The sequence below is a fragment of the Bacillus sp. B1-WWTP-T-0.5-Post-4 genome, from assembly GCF_009183795.1.
GTDB lineage: Bacteria > Bacillota > Bacilli > Bacillales > Bacillaceae_G > Bacillus_A > Bacillus_A cereus.
Genome location: NZ_WEIJ01000005.1, coordinates 198,341 through 214,641 on the forward strand (window position 1 = coordinate 198,341; position 16,301 = coordinate 214,641).

Genomic DNA, 16,301 nt, shown 5'->3' on the forward strand with positions numbered 1-16,301 from the left:
TCTACAATAGTAGAAAAAGAATTACAGAAACTACTATTTTATAGCAGCATGTATAAAAAAAAACGGTGTAAATATGGAAATGTCGTCGAATGCTATCTTTAATTGGTTAATTTATGGGATATTTTTGTGAAGGAGTTTATTTTATAAGAATAGAATTAATTTAGTAAGAAAACGTGCCGATGGTAGTGAAAAAATATGGGTTAGGGGGATTTGAATGAGGAAACTCAAACGAGTAAATGTTCCTAATATACCAGAGCAATTATCACAACCTAGTGACAAGCGTAGGGTAAATAAAAAGAAGTTAAGGCGACTTATTTTAATGGTCCTTTTTATTGCGACAACTACTCTGTACGTTCAATATATTTTAACGAAACAACAAGAAGTAATTGATAAAAAGAAAGATACGATTACGGATCAAAAGAAGCAATTAGTATCTTTAAAGAAAGATAAAGATTCTTTAAAGACTAACATAGAAAATTTAACAGACGATGAGGAAGAAATTTTGAAGTTAGCGAGAAAAGAGTATCAATTTTCTAAGTCAAATGAAACTATATTTGTGATGCCAAAGTAATAAAAAACAGTTAGCCATTGAACTGCACCTCCAATTGTTAGGCAGCGTCTAACAATTGGAGGTGCAGTTTTTTATGTATGAATGTCATGGTACAAGGAACAATCACATATTGTAAAAATGAAGAGTTTAAGCTGTTTTCATAAATATGGAATATGCACTAAAATAAATGTTGTTAAAATTCTGTCAATTATATTATAATACAAGGTAAGCGGATACATTTTTTAATCCACGTTGAGTTCCTCGCTCATACGACTATTAAGAAACCCGTTATCCTCGTATAAGAAAGGAAGATAGCTGTGTACGCTTCAAATACAATTTATATCGTAGGGGATGCGAAAGCACCTCAAAATAATCCCATTACTGAAAAGTTTAAAAGCTATTTCGTAGCATTTATACTTGTTAAGGATACAGGGGAAATTGTAGATGCAGACTGCTCAGCGACAATTGCATTAACATCTCAATTTGTTAAATATTTATTTCTACATAAAAATATAAATGACCCGGCGTTAGTAATGGAAGTAAAGAACCGATATTTCGGTTCTTCTCAAAAAGCGTTACTTGTAGCGCTAAAAGATGCGCAGAAAAAATATAATCAGATTGCTGCTTTGTCTACTCAATCATAGACAAAATCCAGCCGTAAGAATCATTCTTATGGCTGGATTTTTTTATTTCACATTATCGTCCTACATCAAAAGCAAACGAAAATAAAGTAGAGAGATAGGAGAGTAAATGCCCAATGGGTTTACCTAATAATCCGTGGGTATAAATCTCCGGTGGATTAAAATTTCACTTCATTGGAGAACGAAAGGATGAACAAAATGAAAATTACAGATGTAAAAGTAAATCGTAGACGTGTAAAACTGCATACACCGTTTAAAACCGCGCTTCGTACTGTAACCGAAATTGAAAGTATAGATGTTTATATTCATACAGACGAAGGAGTGATTGGTAAGGGGGCTGCAGCCGCAACGCCAGTTATTACGGGGGATTTCACCAGCGGAATGGAAGAAGCGATTTTAGGGCCGATGCGTTCATGTTTAATTGGTCAAAATATCATTCAATTTCAGCAGTTACTACAGCGCATTCAAATGAGTTGTATTGGAAATTCAAGTGCAAAAGCAGCGGTAGATATCGCTTTATATGATGTATATTGCCAATATCAAAATGTGCCGTTATATGCATTGTTAGGCGGGAAGAAAGAAATTCATACCGATATTACAGTGAGTGTGGATGAGCCTGTATTAATGGCAAAAGAAGCGAAGAAACATATAGAAAAAGGATTTCAAACATTAAAGATTAAAGTGGGTAAAGAGGCGCATTTAGATTTGGAACGTATTGAGGCAATTCGAAATGTGGTACCAAGAAATACGACATTACGTTTAGATGCGAATCAAGGTTGGAGTCCAAAAGAAGCGGTCTCTATCATTCAAGAGATGGAAAATCGTAATTTAAATATAGAATTTATTGAACAACCAGTACACGCGAAAGATTGGGATGGGTTAAAGTACGTCAAAGATCGTGTGCAAACGCCAATTATGGCCGATGAAAGTATATTTTCAGCAAGTGACGCATTAAAGCTCGTTCAAGGAAGATATGCAGACTTCATTAATATTAAATTAATGAAATGTGGTGGCATACGTGAAGCATGGCGTATTGCTGATATCGCAGAAACAGCTGGTGTGAAGTGTATGGTGGGCAGCATGATGGAGTCTTCACTTTCCGTTAGTGCTGTTGCGCATTTAGCGGCAGCGCATCCTAATATTCATTATTTTGATCTTGATGCACCGCTTTGGTTAATGGAAGAGCCAGAAGGAATGACTTATTCTGGATCAAAGGTAAACCTTCAATCGACAGTGAATAGTAAATCTTAGGAGAAGAGACAAGTAAACTATCTTTTAAGGGGGATATATATGAAAAAAGTAGGAACTGCATTTTTAACAACTTTATTTATATTTTCATCGTTTACATCGGCAAATGCTGAAGAAAAGAAGGATAATAAAGCATTTATAGATGTATCTGCTGCAACGTTATGGACAGCACCTGATTCATTAAGACCAATCGATACACCGAGTGCAACAAATCCAGTGGATCTATGGAAATGGACGAAATCAATGACACTTGACGAGAAACTATGGTTAACAAATGCAAATAAATTAGAAACACAAGCTTTACTCGGTCAAGAAGTAACTGTTATTGATAAGAAAGGCGAATGGGTGAAGGTATTAGTGCATGGACAGCCAACACCACGAAATGAAGAAGGTTATCCGGGCTGGATGCCTGAAAAACAATTAACATATAATCAAGAATTTGCAGATAAAACAAATGAACCTTTTGTCTTAATAACCAAACCAACAGCGATTTTATATATAAATCCTTCTGAAAAACATAAATCACTTGAAGTCAGTTATAATACAAGACTGCCGCTATTAAGTGAAGACACAATTTCATACCGTGTATTGTTGCCAAATGGTCAGAAAGCATGGCTACGAAAAAATGATGGAACAGTTTACCGATCTCAAACTGATATTCCAACTCCGGCGGCCGATGATTTAATTAACACAGGGAAAATGTTTTTAGGCTTACCGTATATATGGGCTGGTACAAGTGGTTTTGGATTTGATTGCTCTGGCTTCACACATACGATCTATAAATCGCACGGCATTACAATTCCGCGAGATTCTGGACCGCAATCAAGAGCAGGGGTTGCAGTTGATAAAGAAAATCTACAAAAAGGAGATTTAATTTTCTTTGCACATGATCAAGGGAAAGGTAGTGTCCATCACGTTGCAATGTATATTGGTGATGGCAATATGATTCACTCACCAAGAGCTGAAAGGTCGGTAGAGATTATACCGCTAAATACACCAGGATATATAGAAGAATACGCTGGTGCTCGTCGTTACTTACCTTAAAAATAGAAGGGGGTTTTTAAATGAAAAAAGTTGTTCGTTACTCATTAGTTAGTACTCTATTAGTTTCTTCATTTTTAGTTGGTTGCGCAAAAGAAAAAACTGCAACAAAGCCGAAAGATGAGAAGAAAGTATTACAGTTACTAGAAACAGGTGAAATTCCGTCGTTAAATTCAGGGAAAGTAACAGATGCAGTCTCGTTTAACGTTTTGAATAACGTAATGGAAGGACTATTTCGTCTATCGAAAAATGATGAAGTAATTGAAGCCGGCGCACAAAAATATGAAGTGAGTAAAGATGGAAAAACATATACATTCCAATTACGTGATGCGAAATGGTCTAACGGAGAGCCAGTAACCGCTCATGATTACGTATACGCTTGGAAGCAATTGGTAAATCCAGATACTGCTTCTCAATATGCATACATTGCGTACGATGTAAAAAATGCTGAGAAAATAAATAAAAAACAACTAGGTCTAGATGAATTAGGAGTAAAAGCGAAGGATGATAAAACATTCGTCGTAGAGCTAGAACATCCTGTACCGTATTTTACGAAATTATTAATTTTACCATCCTTCTATCCAATTAACGAAAAATATGCGAAAGAGCAAGGTGATAAATATGGATTAGAAGCAAATAAAGCGGTATATAATGGACCGTTTACATTATCAGAGTGGAAGCATGAAGCTAGCTTTACAATGAAGAAAAACGATAAGTATTGGGATAAAAAAGAAGTGAAGTTAGATGAAGTAAACTATCAAATTGTAAAAGAAATTTCAACTGCGGTAAATTTATATGAAACAGATAAAGGTGATAGAGCTGTTATTTCTACAGAATTCGTAGATAAATATAAAAATAATAAAGAGTTAAAACAATATACAGATCCAGTTATGTACTTCTTCCGATTTAATGAAAATGTACCGATTCTTAAAAATAAAAATGCACGTCTTGCGCTAAGTACAGTTTTTGATAAGAAGGGACTCGCAGATTCATTTTTAAATGATGGATCGGTTGCAGCAAACTATTACGTACCAAAAGGATTTTTAAAGGGCCCAGATAAGAAAGATTTTAGAAGTACGGCTGGTGAGTTTAATAAGACAAATGTAAAACAGGCGAAGGAATATTGGGAGAAAGCAAAACAAGAGACAGGTACAAATGAAGTGACGTTAGAACTATTAAATTATGACTTGGAAAACTTTAAAAAAGTTGGAGAGTACATTAAAGAGCAGCTTGAGAAAAACTTACCAGGATTAAAAGTGAATGTGAAATTACAACCGCATACGCAAAAATTAGCACTTGAGAAGAAGAAAGAATATGAAATGTCGTTATCACGCTGGTTACCAGATTATCCAGATCCAATGACTTACTTAGAAGTATTCCTTTCTGGAAGTAGCGTCAATAATACAGAATATGCAAACCCAGAATATGATGCGTTAATTAAGAAGATTAAAACAGAATTAGGTAATGATGAAAAGGCTCGCTGGAAAGCAATGCAAGATGCTGAAAAAATGCTACTGGATGATGCGGTAATTGCTCCAGTATTCCAGCGCGGATTATCTTACTTACAAAAACCCTATGTGAAAGATTTATATGTACATCAATTTGGTCCAGCTACAAGTTTAAAATGGGCAGATGTACAAAAATAAAGTGATGGAGAAACAGACTTCATGTATGTGATAGTCTGTTTTTCTCATTTAAAGTTAGAAAAATAGTTCATGGTATAATTTATTAGTCTGTAAACAGTATTTGGAGGGGAAATGATGTCTATGTTTGAAGAAGAGAAAGTAATTTATACAAAAAGATTATTTATGAGGAAACCAATTGTAGAAGATATTAATCAGTTTTATAACATATTAAAAAAAGATACTGTTGGCAAATGGTTGGCTAAATCAAGAGGAATGTCGAAGGAAGAAACAAATGATTATATTGGGCAACTTATCTTACATTGGGAACAGTATGACTTCGGGGTATGGTTGTTATTTAATAGTAAAACAGGAAAGCTTTTAGGACATTGTGGTTTAAGAACGGTAGAGGAAACAGGTGAAATAGAAATTATGTATCTCCTTGACCCAGAACATTGGAGGAATGGGTATGCATTAGAAGCAGCAGAGGCTTCCATTAAATATGCAATAGAGACTTTGAATGTAACAAGAATAATTGCTAGAGTTAAAGTAGCAAATGAGAGCTCGAAAAAACTTTTACGAAAGCTCGGGTTTATATATACTCATGAAGTTAATCATAGCGGGCGTTTATTATCATATTTTGAACTTCATACATCATCCGAAGAATTCTAGACATTTCATATGTTTTTTTATTGTTAAAAAATAAAATTATTAATGAAATTCCAGTGTGAAATTTATGTAGAATCTTGTATAATTAACGTGTTTCTATGGAAACATTTTCTTGTGCTATTTATATAGGACTTAATAGACCAAGTAAGGAAATACATACATGTATATAATAGATAAATAGAATGGAACATGTATAGAGAAAAAGGAGAGAAAAGATGACGTGTCAAAAACAAGGGTTACAATTTAATAACGATAGAAAGAGGGACAGAAGATGAAAATGAAGCATGCTTTTGGTCCTATAATTTTAGCGTGTGTGCTTTTTTTCATTATCATTCTAATCCCATCGAAAAGTTTAGTATCGCTTATTAGTGATAAGAAGGTAGAAGATGCGGCAACTTCTTTACAAAAAGAGAAATTACAAAGTGTTTTCTTACAGCAAAAAATGTTAGAGAATTCACAGTATTTACCGATGTACGGTTCATCAGAATTTTTACGAATGGATGCATATCATCCGTCTAATTATTTCAAAGTAAACCCAACTGGTTTTACACCGTTTTTAATTGGAACTGGTGGTACACAAAGTTTAGCTCATATTTTAAATATGACATCTACTATGGATGAATTAGAAGGTAAAAAAGTAGTCTTTGTTCTTTCACCACAATGGTTTACAAAGACTGGTGTATCACAAGGGGATTTCACTAATAATTTCTCCAAACAACAAGCATATCATTTTATTTTTAATGATGAGATAAATCCAGAAATGAAGAAGCAAATCGCGAAACGGCTATTAGATTATAAAGTTGTTCAAGAAGATGATATATTAAAAAATTCATTAGAAGGTATTGTATATAATGATTCGAAACATAACATAAAAGCAGGGTTAGTTAAACCACTTGCTTATATGCATCGAAATATTTTAGATCATAGAGATTTATTTAACTCTTTATTTAAAATCGAACCGATGAAAGAGAAAACAAATATCGGACTTCGTTCAATTTCTTGGGAAGACGCACGTAAACACGCAGAACAAGAAGGGAAAGCTGAATCTACTACAAATACATTCGGAATTGAAAATCCGTATTATCATAAGAATAATCTGAAGAAAAAACTAAAAGGTTTAAAAAACTTTAGAGCAAATGAAACATATGATGAATCACCAGAATACGGTGATTTACAAATTATTTTAGAGTTATTTAAAGAGAAAAATGTCAAACCACTCTTTATTTCTGTACCTGTAAATGGGCCTTGGTATGATTATACTGGCTTCCCGAAAGAACGCCGTGAAGTGTATTATAAAAAAGTTCGAGAACAGGTTGAGAAAGCAGGATATCCAGTAATTGATTTCTCTGGTCATGAATATGATAAGTATTTCTTAAAAGATACGATTCATTTGGGCTGGAAAGGTTGGATTTATTTTGATGAAGCAGTGCAGAAATTTTATTCTGAGAAATAAAGTATAGAAATCGGAATGGCTATGAGCCGTTCCGATTTTTTTAGTATAGAGGATTTTGGTGAGGACAATTTGGGAATGCATGTATATCTTGAATCTGTCTATAATCATAATGTTTCATTGCAAACTGAGCTTGATAAAGGTATTCATACACATATAATTGACCATCATGCGCTGAACATAATACACCAGAAGTTCCTTGTCCATTTATGAAGGAAATGCCGATAGGGCGTCCGATTAAGTACGGTATTTTTTGCTGCCAATGCATAGGGGAACCACTCCTTTTTGAGATAATATACGAAAGAAATGATTAAATGGTTGCTTATCCATGTAAATGTAGATGGAAAGGTGTTATATAATTCCTGAAGATTAATTCATATATAAATAAAAAACCGCTATAATTCCGAATGAATTTATAGCGGTTTTTATTATATTCTTAAGCGAGATTTTTACGCTTTTTTGTCCATTTTTTTATAACGAAGTATAAAAGTATAAGTACGACGCCACCAATTGCGAATGATTTCACATACGGACCAGCAATATCATTTATATTCTCCCAATTTTCACCTAGTTTTTCACCTAAATAAATGAAAATAATAGACCAAGGGATAATCGCAAGTGCTGTTAATGTAGTGAAACGTAGTAATGGCATTTTTGTAATACCAGCAGGAATTGAAATCGCATGACGCACTACTGGAATGAAGCGTGCTGTAAAAATGACGCCAGTTCCGTAACGATTAAACCAATCTTCTGCAGCATCTATTTGTTTTTTATGTATGAAAATATATTTTCCGTAACGTTCTAATATAGGGCGTCCGCCGTATCGTCCAAGCCAATAAATAAAGATTTGAGCAATAACACCGCCAATTGTACCGAATACAACAGCGCCTATAAATGAGATACTTCCATTGAATACTAAGTATCCTGCATAAGCAAGGACAATTTCACTTGGGATAATTTCAATCATAAGTCCAAGCATAATGCCCCAATAACCTAATCCTTCAAAAAACGTTAATACTGAATGAATAAAACTACTTAACATTGTTGCACCTTCTAGTTTATGAATTTTTGAGTATAAGAACCTTTTATTTAATGACGTAAAAGGTTCACTATATGTAGATTATACCTTATTTACATAGGGGATTGCTATTTCAATTCTTTTATGTCTCTCATAATTATTATAGTAAAAGATATAAGCCGCGTTTTCATGAAGGGTTAATGAAAAGATTATTAAAAATTTCTCATATATCAATGATAATAGACTGAAAATTAAGTATAATGGTATAGGTCTTTCATTTACAAAAATAGGAGGAGAACGTATGTATATTACAGATCCGATTTATGGACCAATCTCTATTCGTGATAGAGATATCCTTCGATTGATAGATACAAAAGCATTTCAAAGGTTGGCGAATATTAAACAACAAGGACATACTTATTTTTTACATGAGAACGCAATACATACGAGGGAAGAACATTCGATAGGTGTATATGTGCTAGTAAATAAAGTGATAGAACATCTTACTGAGATTGGTGACATACATTTATCGAAATATGAACGAAAGCTAGTATCTACTGTAGCCCTTCTACACGATGTTGGACATGGGCCATATTCACATTGTTTTCAGCAAATATCGGGTGAAGATCATGGTGAGTGGACGGTACGAATCATTCAAGAGGACGAAGAAATACGTACGATTTTAAATCAAACACCTAGATTATTAGATGATGTAACGAAAGCTTTAACAGAAGATGGAGTTTTTCCAATTATAGATGAGCTCTTATTTAATTCATTAGGAATGGATCAATTAGATTTTTGGAATAGAGATTTATATTACTCATCGCTTGAATTAGAAGGTTTACAGATAGAAGAATTGATTGCTAACATGCGTTTAATTGACGATAAACTTGTTATTGAAGAATCAGGAATCCCCTTCATCGAACAATTAATGAAAATGAAAGAAGGGCTTTACAATAATGGATTTGGCCACCCGTTTGTGATAGGAAAAGACATATTGCTGCAAACAATTTTAAAAATGATAGAGGAGAAAAATCTTTCGTTCTATACTCCTGAACTTCAAAACTTCTTTCATAAAGGAGAGAAGTTAGAAGTAGAAGACTTTCTTCCTTTACAAGATGAAATGATTTTAAATGAAATAAAGTACTTTGCAAAATCAGAGGACGTACAATTAGCGACGTTAATTCACCTTTATTTTTCAGAAGCCAAAAGTTTATCTTTTGAAAAAGGACTAGAGGGTGATTTTAAAAAGGAAAATAGCACCTTAGCAGTAATAACTGAGAAAAAGGCGTACAGTTCATATGTAGGTGGTATTTACGTCTATAGTGAGGGGCAGTTAGAGGACATTTTAGAGAAATCAAATTTCATTCAAGAGATAGTAAAATTGCCTAAAAAAGAATATGCCTATTCAATTTGATTTGGTTCGAAAATAAAAAATGAATGAGATGGAAACGTAAATTTAGAGGAGGGAATAAAATACATGAAACATAAAATTGCTGTACTGGCAGATGTACATGGAAATGCAACTGCTTTAAAAGCAGTTATCGAAGATTCTATGAAAGAAGGTGTGACTGATTATTGGTTTTTAGGAGATTTAATTATGCCTGGTCCTGGATCGAATGATTTATTTGAAATATTAGAAAGTATTAACGTTGATACTTATGTACAAGGAAACTGGGAAGATAGTTTTCTTGACGTTCTTAATAAAAATATTGATATTGATAACGCAACTGATATTTATGTTTCTAGATTAGTTCAGTATCAATGTGAAAACTTGGATGAAAACTATATTAAGCATGTTAAAAATTTACCATTACATATAACAAAACAGGTTAATGATTTATCAATCAGTATTAGTCATAATCTACAAAATAAAAATTACGGGGGAGATTTGTGGCCCACTAATAATCAGGAACAGTTTGATCGGTTATTTGATCGTGATTATGATATTGCGATTTACGCTCATACCCACCATCAATTATTGCGCTATAGTAGCAATGATCAATTAATTATTAACCCAGGAACAGTTGGACAACCTTTTTACAAGTGGAATAAGCTAAACTCTGACTTACGTGCTCAGTATGCAATTCTTGAAATTGATGAGGCAGGGATTACTGATGTGAGGTTTAAAAAGGTTTTTTACGATGTAGAAAAGGAATATAAAAATGCCATAAATAAAAATCTTCCTTATATTGATTTATATCGTGAGCTGTTAGAGACAGGAAAAACTCATACGCATGATATTGAATTATTACAAGAAATTAATGACAAATATAATTATAAAGATGAAGTAATTAAGTTTATCGAGAAAATCTGATGGGAGTTTAATAAAAAGAAATGAACATTGTTGAATGTTAGGTTAGTCATGATTTTTACATAATCAAGAGCTATTGTAGAATGAAACTTAGATGTAAAATGATTTTTGTATTTTATATTGATTGAAAACAAGCATCCCCCTGTACTACGTATATGACGGGGGGATGCTTGTTTTTTACGGCTTCACATCTAAGTTCTGTAAAAATAAAGTTGCTGTTACGTAACGCTTTGCTAACATTTGTACATATGCGGTATGTACAGAAAGGGTCGCAATAATAATAGCGTTACGAATTGCTTCGCGTTGTTCGTTATTAATTTGATCGAACTTGCTTGCGATTTTATCAGCTTTTTCTTTTACGATGTTTTCAATTGTATGAACGGTATCTGTTGCATTTAATTGTAAGCAATTCCCTTGATTGAGTTCTTCAAATAGAGAAGAGTATGCTACATATAAATGAACAGGATTGATTAAATCATCACTTCGATCGGCTGGGTCATTTACAATAAGGCGTAATAGCTTACGAATGGATTCAAAATCAAGTGCTGTTTTTAAATCTTCGACAATAAATAGTAAGGCTGCTTGTTCAATTGAATATTTTTTCCCTTTTTGAGGAGAGCCAATCATTTCTTTTATATCTCGTTTCACCCAGTTTTGCATAGCAGTTACAGAGAAACTTGTGTTTTCAATCTGATTGCCAAGCGCAACTATTTCATTTAAAGAAAAACCGACATCAGTATCGTCAATTTTAATCAGCTTTTCAAAAATAGGTGAAAGTGCGGTAGTAATAAAAGCTGTAACGCTTTGTCCGCTTTCAATATCTTTTTTATGTGACTTTGCCCAAGCTTCTTGTAAAATACCGAGAGGCTTTTTCGTATTCCATCCTCTTAGTGATAGAAGAAGGGTAGCCATTTCGTTTCGTGTGAGATGAAATGTTTCCATCTTTTCACCTCCAAAATAATAAAAAGTTCTTATGAACTTATAATATGTTTTGTTTCATTTAAAGTCAATTCTGTTTTGCTTAATTTTTCCTTTGTGACCAAACTGTTGAAAGTAAATAATACTTGCATATTTCGACAAAAGTTCATATAATAAGTTCATAAGAACCTTTAAAATGTTCTTAAAAACAAATCTATCATTCTGAATTTACTAGAAAGATAGATTTCACATATATCTATATAAAAGGAGAATGGATATAATATGTTGAAAAAACTTGTAGCAGTAATGACAGCATTCATGGTTATCTTTGGGGCTAGCAGCTTTATGTTCGTAGATCATGCAGCAGCGAAAAGTTACAAATCTGGTAAAAAATCATTTACACCAAGTTCAGGTCAAAAGTCAAAAGTGGATTTAAACAAAAAAGACTCAAATGTAAATTCTCAAAAAACGACTCCAGATTCAAAAACGAAAGCAACAAACACGGCACCAAAAAGTAATAAAGGAAGCTTTATGAAAGGTTTATTACTAGGTGGTCTTGGTGGTTTACTAATGGGTAGCTTATTTGCAAATATGGGAGCTCTTGGTTCTGTATTAGCGTTTATGGTAAATATGTTAGTAATGGCTGGTATCGTAATGTTAGCAGTTCGTGCATTTAAATACTTCAAAGACCAACGTAAGAAGAAAGCAGATGAAGTAGCATGGAAACAATAAAAATTTCTGAACAAGAGCTTATAAATGCGCTTTGCGTATATATAGCTGAAAAAAGACAAGTGGGTCCAGAAGAAGTATTAGTTGAACTCATGTATGATGACGACTACGGTTTCTCTGCGGAAGTAGAGGTAAATGGTCGCCAGCAAATTTTAATTCAAGCAAACTTAATCGAAGCTTTACGCTTATTGCTTGACAGAGAATATAATGTCAATCCATTCGCAGCGAGATTACAACTTGAATTAGATGATGAAGAAGGCATTTACGCATTAGCGAAATTTAATAACTCAGATGACTAGAAAAAAGAGCTGTTGAGAATAATCTCAGCAGCTCTTTTTAGTATGTGCATATGTAGAAGAATAATCACGCCAAATTTCATTCATTTTTCGTCTACCGATATCTAGCATAGGATTAAACTGAATTGTAGCTTTCTGACGAACAAAGTGAACGTTTTGAATGGCGTGAGATAATTGTTGGTCGACTATATCAGGTTTTTTACTTGCATATTTAGCAATAGATAGACCTGCAACTGTTCCTTGCGCCATCGCAATTTTTCCGCTTTCAATGCCTGTAATATTGCCAGCTACAAATAAACCGGGAAGAGGGGTTTCCATTGCTTCAGAATGGAGAGGAACGTGTCCACCTAATTCTGAAATGTAATGGAAGGGACAACCAGCTACAGCTGCAAGTTCGGCAAGTGGGTATAATCCCCCGGCAATACATACAAAATCTGCTTCATATATTTTCTCTGTTCCATTAATAACATTTCCTTTAGAGTCAATATTAGCAATACGTACACCTTCAACTTGATCTGTTCCGATAATTTCAAGAGCTGCTTTCCGAAGGTGAAGTGGCGTTCCGTTTATTTTCATTCCGCTGTTTGGATAGAATGTTAATCCAGCTTTTCGAATCCAATCATATTTCATAAAGTGGCTACCTATTCGTAAAATAGCAGAAGGAGCGAGATGTGCTGCATTTAAAAGAGAGTTTAAAACTTCTTCAGGTTCACCAGCTTTTTGACTTAACTCGCTTTTTTCAGGGAGTACAATATGATCTACTTTAATTCCCGCTAATTGCAATTCACTTAAAATGGCGAAAGACAAAATGTTAGCACCAATAATAATTCCTTTTTTTCCAACTTGCACGCGATGAACATTTGTCATAACTTGAGCTGCTCCAATTGACATCACTCCTGGAAGTGTCCAGCCAGGAAGGGGAATAGAATATTCCGCAGCTCCAGTAGCAAGTAGTACGAAAGGTGCTTCTAACGTGCCGATATTAGTATGTACAAACCAATTGTTTTCATCTCTATCTAAATTATAGACCGAAACACCGCACCTGATATGTACTGAAAGTGATTCTGCTTCTTCATGAAGTCGCTTCGATTCTTCTATTCCGTTCCACCATTCTCCAGTAGGCTCTTGATGCAACTGTCCTAACAATCTCCCGCCCGGCTTCATAAATTCATCAATAACGAGCACTTTTAGTCCGAAACGAGCACAAGAGATAGAAGCAGATAATCCCGCTGGCCCTGCACCTATAATAATTACATCACTCATCGCTTTTTCACCATCTCTCTCACGATATTCGGATGCTGTTTCCCGCTTTCAACAACCATGTTTTCTTCTACAACAGTTAAGCATGCGCGTACATTTGTTTGATTATTTACTGTCACGCGGCATTCGGAACAGTGCCCGATATTACAATAAATACCTCGCGGTGTTCCGCTATCTTCATGAACTCTTAATGTCCTTATTCCATTTGCTAACAGGGCAGCAGCTATCGTTTCATGTTCATATGCTTCGTATTGATGACCGTTAAATTGAAAGGTAATACGCTCACTACTTTGTAAAGTACCTAAAATAGGGTGATGTGTAATTCTATTCATTTACTTTCACCTACTGATCCAAAAGTAACTGCACGTATTGGTGGTTGATATTTTAACGGTAGTTCATTAAGAGTTACGTCAAGATTCACATTTTCAATCATTCGATCTATCATTATTCTGCATGTGCGACCACCGCAAAATCCCATGCCAGCACGTGTTCTTAATTTTAATTCTCTTGCCGAGCAGTTATATTCAGCAATTGTCGATTGAAGTTGCCCATATGTAACCTCTTCACAACGACAAACGATTAAGTTGTTTTTATTTGTCACGTGTATTCCTCCTCTAGTTCGATTTTCACAAATTATATATGCAAAAATCATGCCAATATAGAGGAGGGAGAGAGGGCTACCTGTAAACGCCTGATTGGTGCATACTGATTCTTTATTGAAGTCCAAGTTTCTTTAAACGGTTATATAAAGTAGCCCTTGTTACACCAAGTTGTTTTGCGCATTCTAATTTATTCCCATTTAAAATTCGTAAAGCCCTTTCAATAACTTTTTTCTCATGCTCATCCATCTCTTCTTGTAAAGAAAGGATTGTATTATTGTTGCTGAGTAATAGGGAATGAGCTGTATGGTTGTCTAAAGTTTCAGTCGTATGAAATGGTAAATATTCTTGTTTTATAATTCCGTCTGTTGCGAATACCACAAGCCGTTCAACAACGTTTCGAAGTTCGCGAATATTACCTGGCCAATTGTAATGAAGCAGTTCATGCATAATGCTTGAAGGTAGGTCACGAATTGGTCTGTTGTAGTTGATTGAAAAATCGTTTAAGAAAGAATAGGTTAATTCAATAATATCCTCGCGTCTTTCGCGCAGCGGTGGAATCTGCAAACTAACTACATTTAAGCGGTAATATAAATCTTCTCGGAAAGTTCCTTTTCTCATTTCTTCTTGTAAATCACGATTTGTAGCAGCGATAATACGGAAATCAATATTAATTTCTTTTTCACCACCAACTCGGTAATACTTTCGCTCTTGCAGTACACGTAACAGTTTTACTTGCATATCAAGTGGCATTTCACCTATTTCATCAAGAAATAAAGTACCGCCTTGCGCGAGTTCAATTTTACCTTTTTTTCCTTTACTATTTGCTCCAGAAAACGCCCCACGCTCGTAACCGAATAATTCACTTTCAAATAACGCTTCTGGAATTGCCCCGCAGTTAATCGAAATGAAAGGCGCCTTCGCTGCCTCACTTGCTTCATGAATTGCTTTCGCAAATACTTCTTTTCCAACTCCGCTTTCCCCAAGTATTAAAACAGTTGATTTTACAGAACAAACTTTTCTAGCTAATTGTATCGTTCTTTGTATAACAGGACTTTTCCCATTCATCGCAAGGAATGGATCGGATTCATCTTTATACTTTGCCACTTCTTGTTCTAAACGGTGCATTTCATGTGACATATTAAATAGTTTTTCATTTAAAGCGACTTGATTTGTAACATCTGTTTCTGAAACGACTGCTCCTATAATTTCATCATTACAATAAACTGGATTTGAATTAATTAATACGAATAAATCGGGACGAGGCTGATGGAACTGAGCGACTATGCTTTTTCCATCATGTAAAGATTGTAAAATTTCCAAGTCTTTATAATCAAAAAAACGAGTAATCGGTTGCCCAATAATCTCATTATGGTTGACTGAAAATATTTTTTCAGCGCCATCTGTCCAAGTTCGAACGTATTCTTTACTATCAATGACTGTAACAGAAGAGTCAGTTGTTTGTATTACAGTGTCATAAAATGACTGTAGTTCATTGTAGGACTTATAAAGAAATGGAATCATTTGCTGAGAAGTTATACAGCATAGCGGCTCATCGTTTTCGTTAAGGATGATAACAGCTAATTCATAAGAAAAAGCGTCAATTAATGCAGTGAATGAGTCATCTACATAAATAATTGCGCAATTATATTCTTCTGTAGTAGAAGGGAGATAATAAAACCTTTCGTTTATTTTCTTAATGCGATCAAGGCTACATGTATGATTGATTAAAACGCTTTCCAAAAATTCTTGTATAGTCGGAAATGAAAATTCCATAATGTCCTCCTGTTATGTATAAAAATTTTGACAGTGATAAAAAAATAATACACCTATTTACTATAAATTTAAAATATTTTTACAAATAAAAATATTATTTATAAAAATTGTATATGTACAGAATTGGCACGTCAATTGCATAAAAAGAAAGTGAGAGGGCTAGGAAAGGA

At 34.1% G+C, this 16,301-nt stretch carries 18 protein-coding genes; 11 read left to right on the forward strand and 7 right to left on the reverse strand.

Going from position 1 to position 16,301, the window contains the following annotated elements; genetic code table 11:
- Window positions 1-214: 214 nt before the first annotated feature.
- The 7 genes from GBN91_RS17630 (at window position 215) to dltD (ending at window position 7,224) form a co-directional block, all read left to right on the forward strand.
- Complete coding sequence (locus GBN91_RS17630; RefSeq protein WP_001228729.1) at window positions 215-571, forward strand: FtsB family cell division protein; 357 nt, start codon at window positions 215-217, stop codon at window positions 569-571.
- 296 nt (window positions 572-867) lie between these two features.
- The gene (locus tag GBN91_RS17635; RefSeq protein ID WP_000271312.1) at window positions 868-1,194 is read left to right on the forward strand and encodes a DUF3870 domain-containing protein; all 327 of its coding nucleotides are present in this window, start codon (window positions 868-870) and stop codon (window positions 1,192-1,194) included.
- A 186-nt stretch (window positions 1,195-1,380) separates the two neighbouring features.
- Window positions 1,381-2,442 carry a dipeptide epimerase gene (locus GBN91_RS17640; RefSeq protein ID WP_001038463.1) on the forward strand — a complete coding sequence of 354 codons (1,062 nt, stop codon included), beginning with the start codon at window positions 1,381-1,383 and terminating at the stop codon, window positions 2,440-2,442.
- Between the two features lie 39 nt (window positions 2,443-2,481).
- Complete coding sequence (locus GBN91_RS17645) at window positions 2,482-3,483, forward strand: C40 family peptidase (RefSeq protein WP_006921880.1); 1,002 nt, start codon at window positions 2,482-2,484, stop codon at window positions 3,481-3,483.
- 20 nt (window positions 3,484-3,503) lie between these two features.
- Window positions 3,504-5,126 (forward strand): peptide ABC transporter substrate-binding protein, encoded by a 1,623-nt coding sequence (locus tag GBN91_RS17650; protein WP_152121873.1) that lies wholly within the window; start codon window positions 3,504-3,506, stop codon window positions 5,124-5,126.
- A gap of 114 nt (window positions 5,127-5,240) precedes the next feature.
- The gene (locus GBN91_RS17655; RefSeq protein ID WP_000061618.1) at window positions 5,241-5,774 is read left to right on the forward strand and encodes a GNAT family N-acetyltransferase; all 534 of its coding nucleotides are present in this window, start codon (window positions 5,241-5,243) and stop codon (window positions 5,772-5,774) included.
- Window positions 5,775-6,042: 268 nt separating this feature from the next.
- A complete protein-coding gene (dltD, locus tag GBN91_RS17660) occupies window positions 6,043-7,224 on the forward strand; it encodes a D-alanyl-lipoteichoic acid biosynthesis protein DltD (RefSeq protein ID WP_061112978.1) in 1,182 nt (393 codons plus the stop codon).
- Window positions 7,225-7,264: 40 nt separating this feature from the next.
- Here the strand turns inward: dltD and GBN91_RS17665 are convergent, their stop codons facing one another.
- Both GBN91_RS17665 and uptA read right to left on the reverse strand, forming a co-directional pair.
- On the reverse strand, window positions 7,265-7,489 hold the full coding sequence (locus GBN91_RS17665; RefSeq protein WP_000558689.1) for a hypothetical protein: 225 nt from the start codon (window positions 7,487-7,489) through the stop codon (window positions 7,265-7,267).
- Window positions 7,490-7,657: 168 nt separating this feature from the next.
- A complete protein-coding gene (gene uptA / locus GBN91_RS17670) occupies window positions 7,658-8,263 on the reverse strand; it encodes an undecaprenyl phosphate transporter UptA (RefSeq protein WP_000952913.1) in 606 nt (201 codons plus the stop codon).
- Window positions 8,264-8,540: 277 nt separating this feature from the next.
- Between uptA and GBN91_RS17675 the strand changes: the two genes are divergently transcribed.
- Window positions 8,541-9,656, forward strand: a complete 1,116-nt coding sequence (locus tag GBN91_RS17675; RefSeq protein WP_000275988.1) for an HD domain-containing protein — start codon at window positions 8,541-8,543, stop codon at window positions 9,654-9,656.
- Between the two features lie 63 nt (window positions 9,657-9,719).
- On the forward strand, window positions 9,720-10,556 hold the full coding sequence (locus GBN91_RS17680) for a metallophosphoesterase family protein (RefSeq protein WP_000680866.1): 837 nt from the start codon (window positions 9,720-9,722) through the stop codon (window positions 10,554-10,556).
- Between the two features lie 174 nt (window positions 10,557-10,730).
- Here GBN91_RS17680 and GBN91_RS17685 read toward each other — a convergent pair whose 3' ends face one another.
- Entirely contained in the window at window positions 10,731-11,495 is a 765-nt protein-coding gene (locus GBN91_RS17685; RefSeq protein ID WP_000447231.1) for a DUF1836 domain-containing protein, read from the reverse strand.
- A 258-nt stretch (window positions 11,496-11,753) separates the two neighbouring features.
- Between GBN91_RS17685 and GBN91_RS17690 the strand changes: the two genes are divergently transcribed.
- Window positions 11,754-12,203, forward strand: coding sequence for a hypothetical protein (locus GBN91_RS17690; RefSeq protein ID WP_000914478.1), 450 nt, complete (start codon window positions 11,754-11,756; stop codon window positions 12,201-12,203).
- Window positions 12,191-12,499, forward strand: coding sequence for a YxcD family protein (locus GBN91_RS17695; protein WP_000447758.1), 309 nt, complete (start codon window positions 12,191-12,193; stop codon window positions 12,497-12,499). Before GBN91_RS17690 ends, GBN91_RS17695 begins: the two co-directional genes overlap by 13 nt.
- 24 nt (window positions 12,500-12,523) lie before the next feature.
- Here the strand turns inward: GBN91_RS17695 and GBN91_RS17700 are convergent, their stop codons facing one another.
- From GBN91_RS17700 to GBN91_RS17715, 4 genes are all read right to left on the reverse strand, one after another.
- Complete coding sequence (locus GBN91_RS17700; RefSeq protein WP_152121875.1) at window positions 12,524-13,759, reverse strand: NAD(P)/FAD-dependent oxidoreductase; 1,236 nt, start codon at window positions 13,757-13,759, stop codon at window positions 12,524-12,526.
- Window positions 13,756-14,088: a (2Fe-2S)-binding protein gene (locus tag GBN91_RS17705; protein ID WP_113303592.1), complete on the reverse strand. Its 333-nt coding sequence runs from the start codon at window positions 14,086-14,088 to the stop codon at window positions 13,756-13,758. Before GBN91_RS17705 ends, GBN91_RS17700 begins: the two co-directional genes overlap by 4 nt.
- Window positions 14,085-14,357 (reverse strand): (2Fe-2S)-binding protein, encoded by a 273-nt coding sequence (locus GBN91_RS17710; RefSeq protein WP_113303591.1) that lies wholly within the window; start codon window positions 14,355-14,357, stop codon window positions 14,085-14,087. Before GBN91_RS17710 ends, GBN91_RS17705 begins: the two co-directional genes overlap by 4 nt.
- Window positions 14,358-14,469: 112 nt before the next feature.
- The gene (locus tag GBN91_RS17715) at window positions 14,470-16,131 is read right to left on the reverse strand and encodes a sigma-54 interaction domain-containing protein (RefSeq protein ID WP_152121877.1); all 1,662 of its coding nucleotides are present in this window, start codon (window positions 16,129-16,131) and stop codon (window positions 14,470-14,472) included.
- Window positions 16,132-16,301: the final 170 nt, after the last annotated feature.

Coding starts and splice junctions, on each gene's coding strand:
- GBN91_RS17685 (WP_000447231.1), bottom strand. CDS start 11,495: ATGGAAACATTTCATCTCACACGAAACGAAATGGCTACCCTTCTTCTA.
- GBN91_RS17680 (WP_000680866.1), top strand. CDS start 9,720: ATGAAACATAAAATTGCTGTACTGGCAGATGTACATGGAAATGCAACT.
- uptA (WP_000952913.1), bottom strand. CDS start 8,263: ATGTTAAGTAGTTTTATTCATTCAGTATTAACGTTTTTTGAAGGATTA.
- GBN91_RS17640 (WP_001038463.1), top strand. CDS start 1,381: ATGAACAAAATGAAAATTACAGATGTAAAAGTAAATCGTAGACGTGTA.
- GBN91_RS17675 (WP_000275988.1), top strand. CDS start 8,541: ATGTATATTACAGATCCGATTTATGGACCAATCTCTATTCGTGATAGA.
- GBN91_RS17695 (WP_000447758.1), top strand. CDS start 12,191: ATGGAAACAATAAAAATTTCTGAACAAGAGCTTATAAATGCGCTTTGC.
- GBN91_RS17705 (WP_113303592.1), bottom strand. CDS start 14,088: ATGAATAGAATTACACATCACCCTATTTTAGGTACTTTACAAAGTAGT.
- GBN91_RS17665 (WP_000558689.1), bottom strand. CDS start 7,489: ATGCATTGGCAGCAAAAAATACCGTACTTAATCGGACGCCCTATCGGC.
- dltD (WP_061112978.1), top strand. CDS start 6,043: ATGAAAATGAAGCATGCTTTTGGTCCTATAATTTTAGCGTGTGTGCTT.
- GBN91_RS17645 (WP_006921880.1), top strand. CDS start 2,482: ATGAAAAAAGTAGGAACTGCATTTTTAACAACTTTATTTATATTTTCA.
- GBN91_RS17650 (WP_152121873.1), top strand. CDS start 3,504: ATGAAAAAAGTTGTTCGTTACTCATTAGTTAGTACTCTATTAGTTTCT.
- GBN91_RS17690 (WP_000914478.1), top strand. CDS start 11,754: ATGTTGAAAAAACTTGTAGCAGTAATGACAGCATTCATGGTTATCTTT.
- GBN91_RS17655 (WP_000061618.1), top strand. CDS start 5,241: ATGTCTATGTTTGAAGAAGAGAAAGTAATTTATACAAAAAGATTATTT.
- GBN91_RS17715 (WP_152121877.1), bottom strand. CDS start 16,131: ATGGAATTTTCATTTCCGACTATACAAGAATTTTTGGAAAGCGTTTTA.
- GBN91_RS17700 (WP_152121875.1), bottom strand. CDS start 13,759: ATGAGTGATGTAATTATTATAGGTGCAGGGCCAGCGGGATTATCTGCT.
- GBN91_RS17630 (WP_001228729.1), top strand. CDS start 215: ATGAGGAAACTCAAACGAGTAAATGTTCCTAATATACCAGAGCAATTA.